17 protein-coding genes and 1 tRNA gene are annotated in these 20,094 nt (G+C 74.4%); 10 read left to right on the plus strand and 8 right to left on the minus strand.

The annotated features are described in order from the left end of the window. The first annotated feature begins 70 nt into the window (after window positions 1-70). Entirely contained in the window at window positions 71-214 is a 144-nt protein-coding gene (locus BLS21_RS24980; RefSeq protein ID WP_175479416.1) for a hypothetical protein, read from the plus strand. Between the two features lie 66 nt (window positions 215-280). Here BLS21_RS24980 and BLS21_RS04545 read toward each other — a convergent pair whose 3' ends face one another. After that, window positions 281-1,114 carry an undecaprenyl-diphosphate phosphatase gene (locus BLS21_RS04545; protein WP_091214403.1) on the minus strand — a complete coding sequence of 278 codons (834 nt, stop codon included), beginning with the start codon at window positions 1,112-1,114 and terminating at the stop codon, window positions 281-283. A 185-nt stretch (window positions 1,115-1,299) separates the two neighbouring features. On the opposite strand from BLS21_RS04545, the gene BLS21_RS04550 reads away from it, so the two are divergent. Continuing rightward, on the plus strand, window positions 1,300-2,280 hold the full coding sequence (locus BLS21_RS04550; protein ID WP_091214405.1) for an aldo/keto reductase: 981 nt from the start codon (window positions 1,300-1,302) through the stop codon (window positions 2,278-2,280). Further along, window positions 2,277-4,235 (plus strand): AAA family ATPase, encoded by a 1,959-nt coding sequence (locus BLS21_RS04555; RefSeq protein WP_091214408.1) that lies wholly within the window; start codon window positions 2,277-2,279, stop codon window positions 4,233-4,235. The genes BLS21_RS04550 and BLS21_RS04555 overlap by 4 nt, the downstream gene beginning before the upstream one ends. On the opposite strand, the gene BLS21_RS04560 is transcribed toward BLS21_RS04555, so the two are convergent. Then, a complete protein-coding gene (locus BLS21_RS04560) occupies window positions 4,232-4,993 on the minus strand; it encodes a DUF2470 domain-containing protein (protein ID WP_091214410.1) in 762 nt (253 codons plus the stop codon). The genes BLS21_RS04555 and BLS21_RS04560 overlap by 4 nt on opposite strands. 196 nt (window positions 4,994-5,189) lie before the next feature. Between BLS21_RS04560 and BLS21_RS04565 the strand changes: the two genes are divergently transcribed. Next, the gene (locus BLS21_RS04565; protein ID WP_091214413.1) at window positions 5,190-6,812 is read left to right on the plus strand and encodes an alpha/beta hydrolase; all 1,623 of its coding nucleotides are present in this window, start codon (window positions 5,190-5,192) and stop codon (window positions 6,810-6,812) included. 195 nt (window positions 6,813-7,007) lie between these two features. Next, a complete protein-coding gene (locus tag BLS21_RS04570; RefSeq protein ID WP_091214417.1) occupies window positions 7,008-8,618 on the plus strand; it encodes an alpha/beta fold hydrolase in 1,611 nt (536 codons plus the stop codon). Between the two features lie 41 nt (window positions 8,619-8,659). On the opposite strand, the gene BLS21_RS04575 is transcribed toward BLS21_RS04570, so the two are convergent. Then, window positions 8,660-8,926, minus strand: a complete 267-nt coding sequence (locus tag BLS21_RS04575; protein ID WP_091214419.1) for a hypothetical protein — start codon at window positions 8,924-8,926, stop codon at window positions 8,660-8,662. Between the two features lie 85 nt (window positions 8,927-9,011). Between BLS21_RS04575 and BLS21_RS04580 the strand changes: the two genes are divergently transcribed. Together BLS21_RS04580 and BLS21_RS04585 are read left to right on the plus strand one after the other, a co-directional pair. Next, entirely contained in the window at window positions 9,012-9,254 is a 243-nt protein-coding gene (locus BLS21_RS04580; RefSeq protein WP_245700059.1) for a DUF5703 family protein, read from the plus strand. Between the two features lie 101 nt (window positions 9,255-9,355). Then, a complete protein-coding gene (locus BLS21_RS04585) occupies window positions 9,356-9,925 on the plus strand; it encodes a class I SAM-dependent methyltransferase (protein ID WP_091214425.1) in 570 nt (189 codons plus the stop codon). Window positions 9,926-9,928: 3 nt separating this feature from the next. Here the strand turns inward: BLS21_RS04585 and BLS21_RS04590 are convergent, their stop codons facing one another. Continuing rightward, complete coding sequence (locus tag BLS21_RS04590) at window positions 9,929-10,738, minus strand: SDR family oxidoreductase (RefSeq protein WP_091214427.1); 810 nt, start codon at window positions 10,736-10,738, stop codon at window positions 9,929-9,931. A 7-nt stretch (window positions 10,739-10,745) separates the two neighbouring features. Beyond that, window positions 10,746-11,444: an aspartate/glutamate racemase family protein gene (locus BLS21_RS04595; RefSeq protein ID WP_091214430.1), complete on the minus strand. Its 699-nt coding sequence runs from the start codon at window positions 11,442-11,444 to the stop codon at window positions 10,746-10,748. An 82-nt stretch (window positions 11,445-11,526) separates the two neighbouring features. Between BLS21_RS04595 and BLS21_RS04600 the strand changes: the two genes are divergently transcribed. Then, window positions 11,527-12,399, plus strand: coding sequence for a LysR family transcriptional regulator (locus tag BLS21_RS04600; RefSeq protein WP_091214433.1), 873 nt, complete (start codon window positions 11,527-11,529; stop codon window positions 12,397-12,399). Between the two features lie 6 nt (window positions 12,400-12,405). Here the strand turns inward: BLS21_RS04600 and BLS21_RS04605 are convergent, their stop codons facing one another. Next, window positions 12,406-13,734, minus strand: a complete 1,329-nt coding sequence (locus BLS21_RS04605; RefSeq protein ID WP_091214436.1) for a M20/M25/M40 family metallo-hydrolase — start codon at window positions 13,732-13,734, stop codon at window positions 12,406-12,408. A gap of 86 nt (window positions 13,735-13,820) precedes the next feature. On the opposite strand from BLS21_RS04605, the gene BLS21_RS04610 reads away from it, so the two are divergent. Together BLS21_RS04610 and BLS21_RS04615 are read left to right on the plus strand one after the other, a co-directional pair. Next, a tRNA-Leu gene (locus tag BLS21_RS04610) sits at window positions 13,821-13,905 on the plus strand. Window positions 13,906-14,052: 147 nt separating this feature from the next. Next, window positions 14,053-15,948, plus strand: a complete 1,896-nt coding sequence (locus BLS21_RS04615; RefSeq protein WP_245700061.1) for an L-lactate permease — start codon at window positions 14,053-14,055, stop codon at window positions 15,946-15,948. A gap of 237 nt (window positions 15,949-16,185) precedes the next feature. Here the strand turns inward: BLS21_RS04615 and BLS21_RS04620 are convergent, their stop codons facing one another. Together BLS21_RS04620 and BLS21_RS04630 are read right to left on the minus strand one after the other, a co-directional pair. Beyond that, window positions 16,186-16,632, minus strand: coding sequence for a hypothetical protein (locus BLS21_RS04620; protein WP_091214444.1), 447 nt, complete (start codon window positions 16,630-16,632; stop codon window positions 16,186-16,188). A 783-nt stretch (window positions 16,633-17,415) separates the two neighbouring features. Further along, the gene (locus tag BLS21_RS04630) at window positions 17,416-19,647 is read right to left on the minus strand and encodes a malate synthase G (RefSeq protein ID WP_091215107.1); all 2,232 of its coding nucleotides are present in this window, start codon (window positions 19,645-19,647) and stop codon (window positions 17,416-17,418) included. Between the last annotated feature and the right edge of the window lie 447 nt (window positions 19,648-20,094).

A 20,094-nucleotide genomic window follows, 5' to 3' on the forward strand; every position in this document is an offset into this window, starting at 1 on the left:
CCCGGCGGGAGGGCTCAGCGCTCCCCCGCCGCGGCGAGCGCGACGACCATGTCGTCGAGGAAGGCGTCGGGTGGGGCGCTTCCTGGCCTGGGAGACCCGCGGGCGCGCGCTGGACCCGACCCGGCTGGAGGCCTTCGTCCGGGGCTCGACCGAGTTCGCGTCGGCGCCGATCGTCCGGACCCGCCGTCCGTCACGGAGCGGCTCGCCCGGCTGACCACGCCGACCCTGGTGCTGGTCGCGGGGCGCAGCCGGGCGCACGACCCGTCCCCGCTCGCCCGCGTCACTGCGGGGCGAGGACCCCGGCGCCGACGAGGGCGAGGATGAGCAGCCCGAGCAGCACCCGGTAGACGACGAACGGCGTGAAGCTGCCGCGGTCCAGGTAGCGCAGCAGCCAGGCGATGACCGCCAGGCCCACGCCGAAGGCCAGCGCCGTGGCCACGATCGTCGGCCCCCAGGAGACCGCCTCCCCCGCGACGCCGCCGGTCAGCGCCTCGTACACCTGGAAGAAGCCCGAGGCCAGGACGGCGGGGACGGCGAGCAGGAACGAGTACCGCGCCGCGGCGGCCCGCGAGTAGCCGAGGAACAGGCCCATGGTGATCGTGCCGCCCGAGCGGGAGACGCCGGGTACCAGCGCCATGGCCTGGGCGAACCCGAAGGCGATGCCGTGCCCGACGGTCAGCTGGTCCAGCTCGCGCTTCTTGCGGCCCACCCGGTCGGCCCAGTAGAGGACCAGCGAGAAGGCGACCAGCGCGATCGCGACGATGCGCAGGTCGCGGAAGGTCGTCTCGATGCGGTCCTGGAACAGCAGGCCCAGGATCCCGATCGGCAGCGTGCCCACGATGATCAGCCAGCCCATGCGGGCGTCGGGGTCGCTGCGCATCCTGCGGTCGCCCAGCGAGCGGACCCAGGCGCTGATGATCCGGCCGATGTCGCGGCGGAAGTAGAGCAGCACCGCGGCCTCGGTGCCGATCTGGGTGATGGCGGTGAACGCCGCGCCCGGGTCACCCCAGCCGAAGGCCTCCCCCACCACCCGCAGGTGCGCGCTGGAGGAGATGGGCAGGAACTCCGTCAGGCCCTGCACCAGCCCCAGGACGACGGCCTCGATCCAGCTCATCGCCCGCCGTACCCCCGTCGGCCGCGAGCGGTCGGGAGGGTGGGCGGGGACGGGCGCCGGGGCGGGCTGGTCAGCAGGAGCACGGGAGGCCACCCTAGGCCGCGCCCGGCCCGCGCCCCGCGCGGCACGCAGGGACCACCGCGGTCCCCGGGACCCGTCCGGAGCCGCCGGTAGGTTGGCCTCCCGTGGAGCAACGCGCACTCGGGCGCAGCGGCCTGGTGGTCTCGCGCCTGGCACTGGGCACCATGACCTGGGGCCGGGACACCGACGAGGACGAGGCCGCGATGCAGCTGGCGGCCTTCGTCGACGCCGGCGGCACGCTGGTCGACACCGCCGACATCTACTGCGACGGGGAGAGCGAGCGCCTCCTGGGCCGGCTGCTGGCCGACGTCGTCCCCCGCTCCGATGTGCTGGTCGCCACCAAGGCGGTCGGGCGCACCACGCCGGGGCCGATGGGCCGCGGCGCGTCCCGGGGCCACCTGCTCGCCGCCCTCGACGCCTCGCTGGCGCGCCTGGGCACCGATCACGTCGACCTGTGGCAGCTGCACACCTGGGACGAGACCACCCCGCTGGAGGAGACCCTCGCCGCCTGCGACACCGCCGTCTCCTCGGGGCGGGTGCGCTACGTCGGCATCAGCAACTTCACCGGCTGGCAGACCGCGCAGGCGGTCACCTGGCAGCGGGCCTGGCCCGGCCGCGTGCCGCTGGTGAGCACCCAGGTGGAGTACTCGCTGCTGCAGCGCGGTGTCGAGCGCGAGGTGGTGCCCGCGGCCGAGGCGCTGGGCCTGGGTGTGCTGGCCTGGTCGCCGCTGGGTCGTGGGCTGCTGACCGGCAAGTACCGGCAGGGCGCGCCGGACGGGTCGCGGGGTGCCTCGCCCCAGTGGCAGGGCTTCATCGACGGGCTGCGCTCGGCGACGGCCGACCGGATCGTGGAGGCCGTGGTCACCGCCGCGGAGGGCCTGGGCACCACGCCGCTGGCGGTGGCGCTGGCCTGGGTGCGCGACCGCCCCGGGGTCACCGCACCGGTGGTGGGCGCGCGCACCGCCGCGCAGCTGCAGTCCTCGCTGGACGCCGAGGCGGTGCGGCTGCCCGCGGCGATCCGCACCGCGCTCGAGGACGTCTCGGCGCCCTACTTCGGCTACCCCGAGCGGAGGTACGACAGGTGAGCGCGGCTCCGACCACGACGACCGACCCGGTCTTCGCCGCCTTCTGCGCCGCGGGCCTGTGGCCGGGCCTGGGCAAGCGGGCGGCCGCCGAGCTGCCGGCCGCCGGGATCACCTCCCCGGACGACGTCACCGCCGACCGGCTGCTCGCGCTGCCCCGCGTGGGCCGGCAGCGGGCCGAGCGGTTGTTCTCGAGCTTCCTGTCCGCGCAGCCGACCTACGAGGTCGTGGCGCTGCTGGTCGGCGCGGGCCTGGACGCCAAGCTCGCCTCGACCGCAGCCGACGCGCTGGGCAACGACGCCGCCCGCCGGCTGCGCGACGACCCGTGGGCGCTGCTCGGCCTGACCGGGGTCACCCTCGGCGACGCCGACCGGCTGGCCATCGCCGTCCTGCCCGGGGCCGACAGGCAGGACTCCCGGCGCGGCCGCGCGATCGTCGCCCAGACCCTGCGGACGGCGACCCGCGACGGGCACACCGTGCTCCCCGCCGACCTGGTGGTCGCCGCGCTGCGCGCCGAGGGGGTCGCCGACCCGGCCGCGGCGATCATCGCCGCCGTCGAGTCCGGCGAGGTGCTCGAGCACGAGCCCCCGGAGCCGGAACACGACGAGGACGCGGACCTCGACGAGCTGCCCGAGCCCGATCCGGCGCTGCGCACGCTCTCGCTGGCCCGCTACGGGATGGCCGAGGAGGCGGTCGCGGAGAACGTGGCCCGGCTGGCCGCCACCGCCGAGCGGATCGCCGACCCCGCCGCCGTCCGCTCGGTGGCCAAGGGGCTGGACGACGCGCAGAAGCAGGCCGTGGCGCAGGTCCTCGGCGCCGGCGTCTCGCTGCTGACCGGCGGCCCGGGCACCGGCAAGAGCCGCACGGTGGCCGCCGTGGTGACGCTGCTGCGGTCCAAGGGCACCGAGGTCGCGCTCGCCGCGCCCACCGGCCGGGCGGCCAAGCGGCTCGAGGAGCTCACCGACCACCCGGCCGTCACCGTGCACCGGCTGCTGGGCGCGCAGGGCACCTCCGGCGGGTTCGCCCGCAACGAGGAGTGGCCCCTCGACGCCGACGTCGTCGTGGTCGACGAGGCCTCGATGCTCGACGTCGAGCTCACCGCCGCCCTGCTGGAGGCCTGCCCGGACGGCACCCACCTGCTGCTCGTCGGCGACCCGGCGCAGCTGCCCTCGATCGGCCCGGGACACGTGCTGGGAGACCTCATCGACTCCGGGGCCGTGCCGGTCACCGAGCTGACCACCCTCTACCGGCAGGCCGAGGGCGGGGCGATCGCCCGGCTGGCCAACGCCGTCCGGGCCGGTCAGCTGCCGCCGGTGGACTCCCCCGACCGCGAGGTGGTGGTCGTCCCGGCGTCGGGCAGCGCGGAGGCCGCCAAGCGGGTGGTGCAGCTGGTCACCGACTCGATCCCGCGGGCGTTGGGGATCGACCCGGCGACCGTGCAGGTGGTCACGCCGGTGCACCGCGGCCCGGCCGGGACGATCGAGCTCAACAAGGCGCTCAAGGCGAGGCTCAACCCGGGTGAGGGCACGGTGTGGGGTTTCGACGTCGGCGACCGGGTGGTGGCCACCGCCAACCACCTCGACCTGGAGCCGATCGGGTTCGCCAACGGCGAGGTCGGGGTGGTCACCGGCACCGGTGACGGCACGCTCGACGTGGACTTCGCCTCCGGGCCGGTGACCGTGACCGGGTCGGCGATGAGCGACCTGCGGCACGGCTGGGCGATCACGGTGCACCGCGCGCAGGGCTCGGAGTGGCCCGGCGTGGTCGTCGTCCTGCCGCCGGAGGCCGGCGGCATGCTGTCGCGGCCGCTCGTGTACACCGCGCTGACCCGCGCCCAGCGGCACCTGTCGGTCGTGCACGCCTCCGGGGCCGCGCTGGCCCGCGCGGTGAGCCAGGTCGACGTCCGGCCGCGCCGCACCCGGCTGGCCCGGCTGCTGGCCGAGAACGCGGGCGACTAGCGCCGGGCCGCCCGGGCGGCGCAGACGAGCTGACGGGTGGCGGCCTGCAGCTGGCCCGGGCAGGTCAGCGGCCGGGAGAACGGCACCCGGAGGTCACGCGTGCCGGCCGCGCGCTCGATGCGCAGCCGGAAGCCGAAGCGGTCCAGCCCGAGCGGGCGGACGACGTCCCGCGGTCCGAGGTCGCCGGCCGGGATGCGGCTGCGCAGCAGGTCGAGCACCTCGGGGTGGTCGCGGTCGAGGTGCTGCAGCACCCGCGCCTCGACGGCGGCCAGCGGGTCGGGACGGGCCTGCGCGTAGGCCTGCGGGCCGACCTCGGTGCAGCGCCCGCCCTCCCGCAGCACGACCTCGGCGACGTCCAGCCGCAGCAGCGTGGCGCCCCGGCCCACGTCGAGCAGCGACCCCACCGGCCGGGTCTCGGCGAAGGCGAGCACCGCCGCGCGCATGGCGGCCGGGCGCACCGGCGTGAGCCAGCCGGAGAGCCACAGCTGGGCGCGCAGCGGGTCCCGCAGCGGCACCGGCGCCCGGTCGCTGACCATCAGGACGGCGGTGAGGTCGTCGTGGCCGGCGAGCGCGGCGTCGACCTCCCCGCCGGTCGGCACCAGCACGTGGGTCGTCCCCGTGGTGGTCGTGGCGTGCGCCAGCGGGCGGCCGGCGTCCAACCCGCGCACGCACAGCGCGGCGGAGCTGCGGGCGCCGACGGTCCGGGCGCGCTCGGCGGCGTCGGCGCGGAGGACGGGCGCTGCGGGGCTCGACGTCACGGGGCTCCCTCGGGTCGCGGTCGGTTAGGGAAGCCTAACCTGACCGACCGGGGGACGGCAGCTCTCCGGAGTGCCGCGGGCGACGCGCCGGGCCGTTACGGAATGGTCCCGTTCAGGTGCCTTGTCCCCCACGCGCCCGCGGGTGTTGCATGGCGGTCCCGGGCGCCCACCGGCCGCCCCTGCCTCAGGAGCCGCCGTGAGCGCACCCCGTCGCGCCGCTGCCGTCACCACGCTGACCGTCCTGGTCCTCGGAGCGGGGACGGGGGTCGCGGGAGCGGAGAGCCCCACCGGCGAGCTCCCCGCGAGCCCGGTCGCGCCACTGGCCTGGGCCGGGTGCGGGACGACGGCCGAGGCGACCGCGGCCGGGGTGGAGTGCGCCACCGCCGACCTCCCCATGGACTACGACGAGCCGGACGGTGAGCGGGTGCAGATCGCCGTCGCGCGCGTCCCGGCCACCGACCCGGCCGACCGGATCGGGTCGCTGTTCTTCAACCTCGGCGGCCCCGGCGGCTCCGCGGTGGACGCACTCCAGGCCGTCGGCCCGGGCGTGTTCGCGGCGCTGAACCAGCGCTTCGACATCGTCGGGTTCGACCCGCGAGGCGTCGGGCAGAGCACCCCGGCGGTCGCGTGCCAGAGCGACCAGCAGGTGCAGGACCAGCAGTCCCCGCAGTTCCCCACGCCGCTCGACATCGACGTCGACGCCTACGTCGCCGAGGCGCAGACCTACGTCGACGCGTGCCTGGCGAGCAACGGCGAGATCCTCGAGCACCTCTCGACCGCGAACGTCGCGCGGGACATGGACGCCCTCCGCGCCGCGGTGGGTGACGAGCAGCTCACCTACCTCGGGTTCTCCTACGGGACCTTCCTCGGTGCGACGTACGCCAGCCTCTTCCCCGACAACTACCGGGCCATGGTGCTCGACGGCGCGGTCGACCCCGACGAGTACATCAACGACCCGCTCAGCACGAGGGCCGTGCAGACCGCGGCGTTCGAGACCGCCCTCGCCCGCTTCACCGAGGCGTGTGCGGTCGACCAGGTGGCCTGCTCCGGCTTCGGCGGCGCCGACCCCTACCTGGCGTACGACCAGCTGCTGGCCGCGGCCGAGGAGTCCCCCATCCCCGCCGACGGCTATCCGCCCGACCCGCGCCCGGTCACCGCCGACGACATCCGCGTCCTGACGCTGAACCTGCTCTACGGCAAGGAGCTGTGGGGCCAGCTCGGCGCCGCCCTGGCCGAGGCGGCGGCAGGGAACGGCTCCCCCGTGCGGTCCCTGCTCCACCAGCTGGTCCACGCCGACGGCGCGTCGGGCGACCAGTTCTTCGCCATCACCGCATCCGAGCAGCGCTACCCGCAGGGGGACCTCGACGTCTACCTCGACCGGGGCGCGGAGTCCTGGGCGTCCTTCCCCCACTTCTGGTTCACCAGCGGGTACGCCGAGATCCCCTACGCGCTGTGGCCGGCACGCGACGAGGACGCCTTCGCCGGGCCGTTCGACGTCCCGGCCTCCTCGCCGACCCCGCTCGTCATCGGCACCACCTACGACCCCGCGACGCCCTACGCAGATGCGGTGAGCCTGGTCGCGGACCAGGGCAACGCACGGCTGCTCACGATGGAGGGCGACGGCCACACCGCCTACGGCGGCAAGTCCCCCTGCATCGACAGCACCACCGAGGCCTACCTGGTCGCCGGCACGCTGCCTGCACCGGGGACGGTGTGCCCGCAGACGGTCCCGTTCACCGCGCCCGCCCCGGTGCCGGTGGGAGCCGCCACGGCCACCCAGCTGGTCCTCGGCCCCCCGGTCACCGCATGGCTGCGCTGAGCTCCCAGGTGGGGGCGGCGTCCGGCGGGGAGCCGACCCGCCGCCGGGCGTCGGCACCATCCTGCGTTCCCGGCTCGCACAGCGAGACGGCATGGTCTGTCCCGACGCGTGTCACGAGGCCGTCACCGGGTGCCGCATGACCGGGCCCCCGGCGGACTCCTCCGGGCCGCGCCCGCCCGCCCTGGAGGAGTTCGCATGAACACCCGCCGCGCTGCTGTCGTCGTCAGCACGCTGACCGCCCTGGTCCTGGCCGGCCAGGTACCCGGCGCATCGGCGCAGGGCCCGGCCGCCGAGCCGCCCACCACGCCGGTGCCGCTGCTGGCGTGGGCGCCCTGCGGGACGACGGCCGAGGCGACCGCGGCCGGGGTGGAGTGCGCCACCGCCGACCTCCCGATGGACTACGACGAGGCGGGCGGTGAGCGGGTGCAGATCGCCGTCGCGCGCGTCGCGGCCACCGACCCGGCCAACCGCATCGGCTCGCTGTTCGTCAACCCCGGCGGCCCCGGCGGCCAGTTCGTGACCTACCTGCAGCAGGCCGGCGCCGGCCGGTTCGCCGACCTCAACGCGCGCTTCGACATCGTGGCCTTCGCCCCGCGCGGGGCCGCGCCCAGCACGCCGTCGATCGACTGCCAGGTCGACCCCGAGACGCAGAGCATCTACTCGACGCCGGTACCGAGCCCGCTGGACATCGACGTCGACGCCTACGTCGCCAAGGTGCAGGGCTACGTCGACGCGTGCCTGTCGAACAACGGCGAGATCCTCGAGCACGTCTCGACGGCCAACGTCGCCCGCGACATGGACGCCCTGCGCGCCGCCGTCGGCGACGAGCAGCTGACGTACCTGGGCTACTCCTACGGGACCTTCCTCGGCGCCACCTACGCCAGCCTCTTCCCCGACGACCACCGGGCGATGGTCCTCGACGGCGCCCTGGACGCCGACGAGTACGTCAACGACCCGCTCAGCGGGATCGCCACGCAGACCGCCGGGTTCGAGACGGCGCTCGCGCGCTTCACCGAGGCCTGCGCGGTCGACCAGGTGGCCTGCTCCGGGTTCGGCGGCGCCGACCCCCTCCTGGCCTACGACCAGCTGCTGGCCGCGACCGAGGCCAGGCCCATCCCGGCCGACGCCTACCCCGCCGACCCGCGGCCGGTCACCGCCGACGACATCCGGATCGTCACCTCGCAGCTGCTCTACGCCAAGCGGAACTGGGGCCTGCTGGGCGCCGCGCTCGCAGAGGCCGCGGCCGGGGACGGGTCGACGGTCCGCGCGCTCCTCGACCAGGTGGTCCACGCCGACGCCGCCTCGACCGACCGCTACTTCACCATCGGCGCGTCCGAGCAGCGCTATCCGCAGGGCGACCTCGAGGTCTACCTCGACCGCGGCGCGGAGTCCTGGGCGTCCTTCCCCCACTTCTGGTTCAACAGCGGGTACGCCGAGATCAACTACGCGCTGTGGCCGGCCCACGACGAGGACGCGTTCGGCGGGCCGTTCGAGGTGCCGGAGTCCTCGGCGACCCCGCTCGTCATCGGCACCACCTACGACCCGGCCACGCCGTACTCGGGGGCGGTCCGCCTGGTCGCGGACCTGGGCAACGCGCGGCTGCTCACGATGGAGGGCGACGGCCACACCGCCCACGGCGGCAAGTCCGCCTGCATCGACAGCAGCACCGAGGCCTACCTGATCGACGGTGTGCTGCCGGCCGCGGGCACCGTGTGCCGCCAGGAGACGCCGTTCCAGGCGCCCCTGCCGACGCCGACCGGCACGGCCGCTGCCACACAGGCGCTCACCGGCCTGCTGCTCCCCTGAGACCCGGGCCCGCGGCGCACCGGCGGGCCCGTGCCGCGGGCCTACAGCGGGATGTCGTCGTCGTCGACGGGGACGTCGGCCTCCTGCTCGAGGACGTCGGCGGGGTCGGCCTCGCGGTCGCCGACCGGGCGCAGCGGGCTGCCGGCCTCGCCCGGGCGGGCGGCCAGCTGCTGCTCGAGGGCGTCGGCCTCGGGAACGCCCTCACCCGGCGGGGTGGCGTCACCGGCGAGGGCGACGACCGGCGGGTCGAGCGGGGCCTCCTGCTCGGCGCGGTCGGCGTCGGGCACGTCGTTGCCGGGAGCGGTCACGTCGTCCTCCGTGTCGTCGGGGATGGGGTCGGCCCCATCCTGCCGCCCGGCCCGGGGCCGGGGCAGTCCGGGAGGTGACGGTCACGTGACCAGCGGGCGTCCGGCGGGCACAATCGGCCAGATGGAGGCGGTCGCCGGGGATTACGAGTTCGCGCCGCTGCGGATCCCGCCGGGTACGTCCCGGTCCGCAGCGGCGACCATGCTGAGCCTGCAGGCGGACACCGGTGGCTGGGAACTCGCCCGGCTGCAGCTGCACGCCGACGGCACGCGCAAGGTCATCCTGCGCCGCCGGGCCCGGCTGTCCTACCTGCCCAAGCCGCACATCTAGCGCTGCCGGTGCCGGGGCGGCCCCCTGCGGTCGCCGACCCGGCACGGGCGTGTCAGGGTCGGGGCTGGGTCGCCGCCGCCCGGGCGGCCCGGGAGGGCGGCATGAGAGAGACCCTGACCGACCGGTTCCGCTTCCTGCGCGCCTTCCTGGCCAACCCCCGTCAGGTGGGCGCCGTCCTGCCGACCTCCCGCTGGGCGGTACGGGACATGCTGGACCTGGCCGACCTCCGCCGAGCCGACCTGGTCGTCGAGCTGGGCGCGGGCACCGGGGTGCAGACCGGCGAGGTCCTCGCCCGGCTGAGCCCGAACGCCCGGCTGGTGGCGCTGGAGATCGACCCGGACCTGGCCGCGCTGCTCGAGGAGCGCTACGACGACCCCCGGCTGCAGGTGGTCTGCGACTCGGCGGAGAACCTCGACGTGCACCTCGGCGGCAAGCGGGCCGACGTGCTGGTCTCCGCGCTGCCCTACACCTCGTTCGAGGCGGGGCTGCGCCGCCGGGTGCTGGACCTGCTGCCGGTCGCGCTGGCGCCCGGTGGCGTGCTGCTGGTGATCCAGTACTCGCCGCTGATCCTGCGCGAGCTGCGCCGCCGGTTCCCGTCGGTGCAGCAGAAGATCACGCCGTGGAACGTGCCCCCGGCGTTCCTGTACGCCTGCCGCACCGACCCCGCCTGACGCTCACCGCATCGACGGCGGGCGCAGCGCCTCCGGGACGACGGCCGTCTCACCGCCGGCGGTCTTGGCGCTGGGCACGCCCTTGAACCGGTAGGGCACCGTGCCGACGCCGGGCTGGACGACGTAGGCCGCGCCCGGCTCGCCCGACGTCCAGGCCGCGACCATCGCGTCGGCCACCTCCTCGGCCGACAGCACCGGGAAACCGGCCTGGGTGAACTGGTCGCGGATCCGGTCGATGATCGCGGTGTCGGCGAAGCCCGGGCAGATCGCGGTGATCGTCGTCCCCTCGCGCGCCAGGCGCGGGGCCATCGACCGGACGAAGGCGATCGCGCCGCCCTTGGCGACGCTGTAGCCGGGGTCGGTGGCCATCGGCGAGAGGCCGGCCAGGGACGCCGTGACGACGATCGCGCCGCCGCCGGCCCGCTTGATCGCCGGGCGGGCGGCCACCGCGCCGTAGACGACGCCGAACAGGTCGACGTCGACCACCCGCAGGAACTCGTCGAGGTCGAGCTCGTCGTCGGACTTGGCCGCGGAGATGCCGGCGTTGAGGTAGGCGGCGTCGAGCCGGCCGTGCCGGGCCTCGATGCGCTCGACGAGCGCGACGTTGGCCGCCCGGTCGGTGACGTCGAGGACCTCGAACTCCGCACCCAGGTCGGCGGCGACCTGCCGGTTGCGCTCGCTGTCGAGGTCGGCGAGGACGACGGTGACCGCCCGCTCCCCCAGCTTGGCGGCGAGGGCGCGGCCGAAGCCGCCGGTCCCCCCGGTGATGAGCGCGACGGATCCGGGACGGGGAGCGGGAGCGGCAGCGGTCACCCGGCCATCAGACCACGGCCGGCCGCGGGGCGAGCGCGGCGTCGACGGCCGCGGTCACGTGCAGCCGGGCCGAGGGCAGCAGCGGCACCGGGCTGTCCCCGGCGCCGAGCAGCAGCTCGAGCTCGGTGCAGCACAGCGCCACGGCGTCCGCGCCCCGCGCGGCCAGCCGGCGGATGACGGCGCGCAGGTCGGCGCGGGTGGCGTCGGAGAGCACGCCCCGGCACAGCTCGTCGAAGATGGCCGCGTCCACGCGGTCGACGTCGTCCTCCGGCGGTACGAGCACGCTGAGCCCCGCAGCGCCCAGGCGCTCGCGGAGGAACGGCGCCCGCACGGTGCCCGCCGTGCCGAGCAGGCCGATCGTGGGGCCGGGCGCGGCGGCGGCCACCGGGTCGGCGATGTGCAGGAACGGCACGCTCAGGGCCGCCTCGATCGCCGGCGCCGTCCGGTGCATGTAGTTGGTGCACAGCAGCACCAGCTCGGCACCGGCGGACTCCAGCGCTCGCGCCTCGGCGGCCAGCAGCGCGGCCGCGTCGTCCCAGCGGTCCTCCAGCTGGCACTCCCGGACGACGCGGAAGTCCAGGCTGCGCACCAGCAGCGACGCGCTGGCCAGCCCGCCCAGCCGGTCCCGCACCAGCTCGTTGGCGATGCGGTAGTACAGCGCCGTCGACTCCCAGCTCATCCCGCCCAGCAGCCCGATGGTCCTCATGCGCCCAGGCTCGCCCCCGGGGAGGGTGCCGTCCAGGCCGGGATGTCGACGTCCTGACCCAAGCGCTGCTTGGATATGTGCCGTGGATCCCCGCCGGGTGCTCGTCTTCCGCGAGGTGGCCCGCGCCGGGTCGCTGGCCGGGGCGGCCCGCGCGCTGGGCTGGACGCAGCCGGCGGTGAGCCAGCAGGTACGGCAGCTGGAGCGCGAGATCGGCACGGCCCTCGTCCTGCGCCAGGGCCGGGGCGTGGCGCTGACCGAGGCCGGCCGGGTCCTGCTGCGGCACGCCGAGGGGGTCGCCGACCGGCTGGCCGCGGCCGAGCAGGAGATCGCGGCGCTGACCGGCCTGGCCGCGGGCACGGTGCGGCTGTCGGCCTTCCCGACGGCCGCGGCGGTCCTGCTGCCGTCCGCGCTGGTCGCGCTGCGGGAGCGGGCGCCGGCCCTGCAGGTGCGCTTCACCGAGGAGGAACCGCCGGAGGCCGAGGCGGCGGTGCGCAGCGGCGCGGCGGACCTGGCGCTGGTGTTCCGCCACGAGGACGACGAGGACGCCGTCCCCGGTGACCTGCTGCGCGAGCCGCTGGCGCGCCACCCGGTGGTGGCCGTCGTCCGGGCGGGGGAGCCGCTGCCCACGACACTGGCCGACCTGCGCGACCAGCCGTGGATAGCCGGGTGCGTGCGCTGCCGCGGTCACCTGCTGCGCTGCGCGCGCCGGGCCGGCTTCACCCCGGACGTCCGCTTCGCCACCGACGACCACGTCGTCGTGCAGGGCCTCGTGGCCCAGGGGCTCGGCGTGGCACTGCTGCCGAGCTGGGCCCTGGCGGCGAGCACGCAGCCCGGGGTGGCCACCGTCGACCTGCCCGACGTCGACGGCCGGGTGGTCGAGACGCTGGCGCGCCCGGACGCCCGGCGGGTGCCCGGCGTCGCCGCCCTGCTGGCCGCGCTGCGCGCCGCGGCCTGAGCGGCGTCAGCAGGCGCGCAGGAACCGGTCGAGCACCCGGATGCCGAAGCGGAGCGACTCCACCGGCACCCGCTCGTCGATGCCGTGGAACAGCGAGGCGAAGTCCAGGTCCGGGGGCAGCCGCAGCGGGGAGAAGCCGAAGCAGCGCATGCCCAGCCGCTCGAAGCTCTTGGCGTCGGTGCCGCCGCTCATGGTGAACGGCACCGGGCGGGCGCCGTCGTCCTCGGCCCTGAGCGCGGCCACCATCGCGTCGACCAGCGGGCCGTCGAACGTCGTCTCCACGGCCTGGTCGTGCACCAGCCACTCGCGCTGCACGCCCTCGCCGATGAGGCCGGCCAGCTGCCGCTCGAACTCCTCCTCCTGCCCGTAGAGGAAGCGGCCGTCGACGGTGGCGCTGGCGGTGCCCGGGATGACGTTGGCCTTGTAGCCGGCCTCGAGCATCGTCGGGTTGACCGTGTTGCGCAGGGCCGCGCCGATCATCCGGCTGATGCTGCCCAGCCGCGCCAGGGCCTGCTCGGGCTCGTCGGGGTCGATCTCGATGCCGTAGGCGTCCTCGACCGCGGCGAGGAACGAGCGCATCGGCGGGGTGAGCGTGGTGGGCAGCCGGGCCGAGCCGAGCCGGGCGACGGCCGAGCAGAGCCGCGTGACGGCGTTGTCGTCGTGGACGAACGAGCCGTGGCCGGGTCTCCCGCCCGCGGTGAGCCGCATCCAGGCCAGGCCCTTCTCCGCCGTCTGGACGAGGTAGAGGCGCAGGTCGTCGCGGACGGTGATGCTGAAGCCGCCGACCTCGCTGATCGCCTCGGTGCAGCCGTCGAACAGGTCGGGGTGCTCCTCGACGAGGTAGCGGGCGCCGAGCTTCCCGCCCGCCTCCTCGTCGGCGACGAAGGCCAGGACGACGTCCCGCGGCGGCCGGACCCCCGTGCGGGCCCAGTCGCGCACGAGCGCGAGAGTCATCGCGTCCATGTCCTTCATGTCGACCGCGCCGCGGCCCCAGACGTAGCCGTCGCGCTCCTCGCCGGAGAACGGGTGCACGCTCCACTCGGCCGGGTCGGCGGGGACGACGTCCAGGTGGCCGTGCACCAGCAGCGCCGGGCGGCTGCTGTCCTGGCCCTCGATGCGGGCGACCAGGCTGGCCCTCCCCCGCTCGGACTCGTGGATGACCGACGGGATGCCGACCTCGCCGAGCTTGCCGGCGACCCACTCGGCCGCTGCCCGCTCGCCCTTGCCCGTGGCGGTGTCCCCGGTGTTGGTCGTGTCGATGCGGATGAGGTCGGACAGCAGCTCCGCGACCTCGTCCTGGGCTCGGGACAGGGGCGCGGGAGTCGTCTCTGACATGCCGACGATCGTGCCACCGGGGGTCTGCAGACCCTGGCCGAGGCTCGGTTATGCTGACTCCCGACGCTCGCGAGAGCGGCTCACCTGTCCGGGTGGCGGAATGGCAGACGCGCTAGCTTGAGGTGCTAGTGCCCTTTATCGGGCGTGGGGGTTCAAGTCCCCCCTCGGACACAGCCTCACCCCGGTGCTCCTGCAGGTCAGGAGCCCGGGGTGTTCTGGTGTCGGGGCTCCTGAGGCCCCCGTGATACCTGGGTGATACTCCGCGCGCCGGCTCAGCCCCTCCAGCGCCGTCGCAGAATCCCAGCAGTCCGATGTCCTGTGCTGCGGGACAGACTCCTGTCGCCGCACCTCAGGGCCTCGACCTGCTCCGGCTCTCGTGGTGGCGACGGGGCACCAGACGGGCTGTCGGGCTCAGGTGGCTCTTCGGCCAGCTATGCGGTAAGTCCTTCCTGCTGGTTGAACCGAGTTGCATGTCACTATCGACACCGCCCGGGAGACCTCATGTTCCAGCAGGAACTCGCCCCACTCGGCAGCGTCACCGTCTCAGCGCTCGTCGCGCTCCTCCCGTTGCTGACGATCTTCGTCCTGCTCGGGGCTCTGCGGTGGAAGGCGCACTGGGCCGGCCTCGCGTCGCTCGTCGTCGCGATCATCGTGGCCGTCGCCGCGTACGGCATGCCGGTGGGCCTCGCGCTCCTGTCGGCCACGCAGGGGGCGGTGTTCGGCCTGTTCCCGATCATGTGGATCGTCTTCACCGCGATCTGGCTCTACCAGGTCACGGTGGTCAGCGGGCGGTTCGAGGACCTGCGCGCCGCATTCCACCTGATCTCCGACGACCCGCGGGTGCAGGCGATCATCATCGCGTTCTGCTTCGGCGGGCTGCTCGAGGCGCTCGCGGGCTTCGGCGCTCCGGTCGCGATCACAGGTGTGATGCTCATGGCGCTCGGCTTCTCCGCGGTCCGCGCGGCCGTGGTGGTGCTTCTGGCCAACACCGCGCCTGTCGCGTTCGGCGCGATCGGCACCCCGATCATCACCGCGGGCACTCTGACGGGTATCCCGTACGCCGAAATCGGCGCCTACGTCGGCCGCCAGACGCCGTTGCTCGCGTTCATCGTGCCGGCGCTGCTGGTGTTGCTCGTCGACGGCAAGCGCGGGCTGCGGGAGACCTGGCCGGTGGCGCTGTCCGTCGGTGTGACGTTCGCGGTCGGCCAGTTCGTGGCCGCCAACTACCTGTCCGTCGAGCTCACCGACATCGTCGCCGCGCTCGCCGGCCTCGTCGCCGCGGTCGTCACGCTCAAGGTGTGGACCCCGCGGGGTGGCGAGGAGGCCGCGGCGCGACTGCACAGGGAGCACGAGACCGAGGTGGCCGGCCCGCAGGACCGGCGGGAGGCCGGCTCCGTGACGGCGGCGGGTGCAGGCGTGCAGACGCAGACGCAGCAGGAGGCGCTCGCCGAGCACGCTGCGGGCCTCACCCGTGGCAAGGTGCTGATGGCGTTCTTCCCGTACCTGCTGGTGATCGTGGTGTTCTCGCTGGCGAAGCTGTGGACGCCGCTGTCGAGCTTCCTGGTCGGCCGTGACGTCAAGATCCCGTGGCCGGGCCTGGACCAGAACGTGCTCAGCGCCGCGGGCACGCCGGTGACCTCCACGGTTTACAACTTCCAGTGGTTGTCGTCGCCGGGCTCGCTGTTGCTGATCTGCGGGTTCATCGTCGCGCTGGTCTACCGCGTGCCGCTCGGGCGGGCCCTGCGCGAGCTGGTGGCCACCGCCGTCAAGCTGCGCTGGGCCTTCCTGACCGTGGCCATGGTGCTCGCCTTGGCCTACGTGATGAACCTCTCCGGTCAGACGATCACCATCGGCACCTGGATCGCGGGCACCGGCGCGGCGTTCGCGTTCCTCTCACCCATCCTCGGCTGGCTGGGCACCGCCGTCACCGGTTCCGACACCTCGGCCAACGCCCTCTTCGCGACCCTGCAGCAGACCGCGGCCCAGGAGGCCGGGCTCGACCCGACCCTGCTCGTCGCCGCCAACACCTCGGGCGGCGTCGTGGGCAAGATGATCAGCCCGCAGAACCTGACGATCGCGGCGACGGCCGTGGGCATCGTCGGGCGGGAGGCCGACCTGTTCCGCAAGACGATCTTCTGGAGCATCGGCCTGATCTTCGTGCTCTGCGTGCTGATCTTCCTGCAGTCCAATGTCCTGTCCTGGATGCTGCCGTGACCTGATGGAGCGACCCGACGCGCATCTTCCACCACGTGCTCGACGAGGAAGCCCCGCGAGGGTCGCCCTGTTCGTGACCTGCATCGACGACCGACGTTCCCGGAGTTCGCCAAGGCCATGGTGGAACTCCTCGAACAGCAGGGGGTCGACGTCGGCGGACCGTGCGGGCTGGTCCGGATGCCCCCGGGTGAGTGTTCGTCGGGATCGGCGGCAGCGCTCGCCGTGGCGCGGCCACGGTCAGGGCAGATCGCCGAGCGAGAAGTCCTGGGGGGCCACGACGTGGTAGACGGGGAGGCCGTACTTTGACCGGACCGTGCGAGGCAGGTCCATCCGCAGCCAACGGGACTTCTCCTCCGGCAACGTGGAGATGATGAACCCGGCGTACCCCGGGTCCACCTCCACCTCCCCGTCGATCGCCGCGACCGGATCGGGCGCGCCTACCCGGACGTCGCTGAGCGGCACCCCCCTCTTGGCGAAGAGTGCCCTGGCCCGGTCTGCGAGCTTGCGGGCCGCGACCTCGGCGTCGTGCTCGTCGCCCCGCCGGAACAGCAGGTGCCGCACCGGCGTCGCCGGTACGAGCAGCACGAACTCCGCCTCTGCATCCTGTTCTCGGACGGCGCGAACCTGATCGAGCAATTCCGGATTAGTGACCGTCTCGTGTGCGACGACGAGATAGCGAGTCATCTCCGCTCCTGCGAACGCCGATGTCCAAGGGCACGTCGTGCCGGCAATGGTGCCACGGGGGCGAGCGCGAGTCCGCCTGCGCGTAGCTCCTCCCGCTGCAAGGACATGGCCACGCGGCAGCGTGAGGCCCAGCCCAGCGCTGGTCGTCGCGGCGCCGGGGCACCGCAGACCTGACCCGCTTCGTGGAGCACGGCGAAGGAGGACGCAGTCGTCGGACACGCCCGTTCTCTGTCTGGACGGACCCTGGTGTCCCCGGATCGGCTCGCCGCCCGTGGCGTGGTCAGAGCCGGGGTCGGGGTCTTCCTCCCATCGAGGCGGGCGCCTGTCGCCGTACGTGCACCTGCGGGTCCGCTCGGTCCGGCTGCGCCCACCGACCGGCCACCTCGATGCCGGCCACGGCGGCAACCCTCGTCGTTGTCGGACGTTTCACCGGAGGAACCCACGGCGCCGAGCAGGGTCCGGCCGGGTCCTGGACGAGCACGCCGCCAGGGACCGGGATCAGCGAACCGCTGACGGCCGCGGTCGCCACGGCGATCGAGTAGGGCTGCTGCTCGGCCCTGGCCATGAGCGCCCGGGACCATGCCGAGAGCGAGCGCCCGTGGGCCGTGGCCGACGCGGTCTCGAACCTCTTCGTCGAGGACCTGCCCACAGGCGTCGAGGACCACGACGGTCAGCGGCTCCAGGCCTTGCGCGGACGCCCGCCAATCCCCGCCGACCGTGCGGGCCGTCCGCAGGTCGATGGTCAGGCACTCCCCGTCTGGGGTCGTCTGGCGTGGGACCGGTTCAGGAGGCCGGACTCGGTGCACTGTCGTCGAGGACGGCCTCCCGGGTCCGCGGCTCCTCGCCGCTGCCGGCCGTCGCCTTGGCCCGCTGCCGCCATGTCGTCAGCGCCCGCTCGGTGTAGCCGTTGGGTTCCCGGCGTCCGGAGAAGACCAGGTCCAGCGCGGCCTGGAAGGACGGGCTGCCGTCGAGGTCGGCGCACATCGGCTGGTAACCCGGCTCGCCGGCGTTCTGCTCGTCGACCACGGCGGCCATCCGGGCGAAGGTCTCGCGGACCTGGGCCTCGTCCACCAGCCCGTGGTGCAGCCAGTTCGCGATCTGCTGGCTGGAGATCCGCAGGGTCGCGCGGTCCTCCATCAGGCCCACGCCCTCCAGGTCGGGCACGGTCGAGCAGCCGATCCCCAGGCCGACCCAGCGCACGACGTACCCCAGGATGGACTGCGCGTTGGTCTCCAGCTCGTGCCGCTTCTCCTCGTCGGTCAGGCCGGCGCCGCCGTCGGGCAGCACCGGGGCCACGAGCAGGCCCCGCCGGTCGGCCAGCGGGCGCTTCCTGGTCTGCTCCTGCACCGCGAGCACGTCGGTCTCCAGGTAGTGCAGCGCGTGCAGCGTCGCCGCGGTCGGCGAGGGCACCCAGGCGGTGTTCGCCCCGGCCCTGGGGTGCGCGCCCTTGGTGTCGAGCATCTCCCGCATGGCAGCGGGCTTGGCCCACATGCCCTTGCCGATCTGCGCCTGCCCGGCGAAGCCGGCGCGCAGCGCCACGTCGACGTTGCGGTCCTCGTAGGTCCTCAGCCAGGTCTGCGACCGCTGGTCGTCCTTGCGGACCACCGGCCCGGCCTCGAAGTCGGTGTGGATCTCGTCGCCGGTGCGGTCGAGGAACCCGGTGTTGATGAAGATGACCCGGTCGGCCGCGCGGGCGATGCAGGCCTCCAGGTTGGTCGAGGTGCGCTTCTCCTCGTCCATGATCCCGATCTTGAGGGTCGTCGGCTCCAGGCCGAGCGCCTCCTCCACGGCGGCCAGCAGCTCCACGGACAGGGCCACCTCGTCGGGGCCGTGCATCTTGGGCTTGACGATGTACACGCTGCCCGTCCGGGTGTTGGAGACCCGGGCGTGGCCGCGCAGCTCGTGCAGCGCGGCAACCGCGGAGACGAGGGCGTCGAGCACCTCCTCCAGCAGCGGCTCGCCGTCGGCGGTGCGGACGGCGTCCAGCCGCATGTGGTGCCCCACGTTGCGCACGAGCAGCAGCGCCCGGCCGGGCAGGGTCAGCTCCTGGCCGTCGACCCCGACGTAGCTGCGGTCGCCGTGGACGGTGCGGGTCACGGTGCGCCCGCCCTTGCTGAACGACGCGGTCAGCTCTCCGGTGCGCAGCCCGAGCCAGGTCCGGTAGGCGCCCACCTTGTCCGGCCCGTCGACCGTGGCGACCGAGTCCTCCAGGTCGACGATGGTGGTCACCGCGGACTCCAGCACGGCGTCGGACACCCCGGCGTGGTGCTGGGCGCCCACCCGGGTCGAGGGGTCGATCGTCAGCTCCAGGTGCAGCCCGTGCCGGCGCAGCAGGACCGCGGCCGGCCGGTCGCCGTCGCCGGGCCGGTGGCCGGCGAACTGGGCCGGGTCGGCCAGGCCGGTGGTCCCCGACCCCGTCTCGACGGCCAGCTCGCCCGCCGAGGGCACCCGGTAGGCGACGACGTCGGCGTGGCTGCCCTCGACCAGCGGGAAGAAGCGGTCGAGCAGGCGGTCGGCCTCGGTGATGACCTGGGCACCGCGGCGCTCGTCGTAGCCCGGTGCCGGCTGGTGCTCCGTCGGCAGCGCGTCGGTGCCGTAGAGCGCGTCGAACAGCGACCCCCAGCGGGCGTTCGCGGCGTTGAGCGCGTACCGCGACACGGTCGCCGGCACCACCAGCTGCGGGCCGGGCACCTCCGCGATCTCGCGGTCCACGCGCTCCACGCGGACGGCGGGCTCCTCCAGCGGCAGCAGGTAGCCGATGTCGGTGAGGAACGCCTCCAGCGCCTCGACGTCACCGGTCCCGTGCTCGCGGTGCCAGCCGTCGATGCGCTCCTGCAGCTCGTCCCGGCGGCGCAGCAGCTGCTCGACCCGCCCGGCGAACCGCCCGTGCAGCTCGGCGACGGTCGACCAGAACCACGCCGGCTCCAGGTCGAGGCCGACGAGCAGCTCGTCGGCCACGAAGTCCCGCAGAGCGGGGTCCACTCGCAGCCCTGCAGTCTCGTTTCCGTCGGTCACGATCTCCACCCTCGTTCCTCTCGTAGCTCGGGACCACGTCCCGCTCGTCGTCCGTCTCGTTCCCCGAGCCGCGGGCGTGCCAGCACGACATGTGCGGCCGTCCCGTGACCCCTGGTCGCGGCGACCCGGTCCTCCTCGCGGATCGAGACGTCCAGCAGCTCGACGGGGTGGTCAGCCCGTCGCACTCGTTGGTCCTCGGCTGGGCGAGCTCGGAGACCAGGCGTCCCGGGCTCTGGCGACGCACTCCCGGATGCCCCGTGCCCGCTCCTCCGGAGGTTTCCGCCGCCAGCTCGCGGTACTCCTCGGCGCACGTCGTCACGCTTGTCCCCACTCTTGCGCTGAGCTCGCTCGACGCCATCGTCCAGGGCAACTCGACGAGCGTGGTGTTGGCCATGCCACCGCGTTCGCACAGAACCTGCAAGCCGTAGCGGGATCCTGGTGCCGCGC

The sequence above is a fragment of the Geodermatophilus siccatus genome (assembly GCF_900103785.1).
Lineage (GTDB): Bacteria > Actinomycetota > Actinomycetes > Mycobacteriales > Geodermatophilaceae > Geodermatophilus > Geodermatophilus siccatus.

Bases quoted from the DNA above. Each gene is read 5' to 3' on its own strand.
- BLS21_RS04595 (WP_091214430.1), bottom strand. From the start codon at position 11,444: ATGAGGACCATCGGGCTGCTGGGCGGGATGAGCTGGGAGTCGACGGCG.
- BLS21_RS04545 (WP_091214403.1), bottom strand. From the start codon at position 1,114: ATGAGCTGGATCGAGGCCGTCGTCCTGGGGCTGGTGCAGGGCCTGACG.
- BLS21_RS04605 (WP_091214436.1), bottom strand. From the start codon at position 13,734: ATGTCAGAGACGACTCCCGCGCCCCTGTCCCGAGCCCAGGACGAGGTC.
- BLS21_RS04570 (WP_091214417.1), top strand. From the start codon at position 7,008: ATGAACACCCGCCGCGCTGCTGTCGTCGTCAGCACGCTGACCGCCCTG.
- BLS21_RS04620 (WP_091214444.1), bottom strand. From the start codon at position 16,632: ATGACTCGCTATCTCGTCGTCGCACACGAGACGGTCACTAATCCGGAA.
- BLS21_RS04585 (WP_091214425.1), top strand. From the start codon at position 9,356: ATGAGAGAGACCCTGACCGACCGGTTCCGCTTCCTGCGCGCCTTCCTG.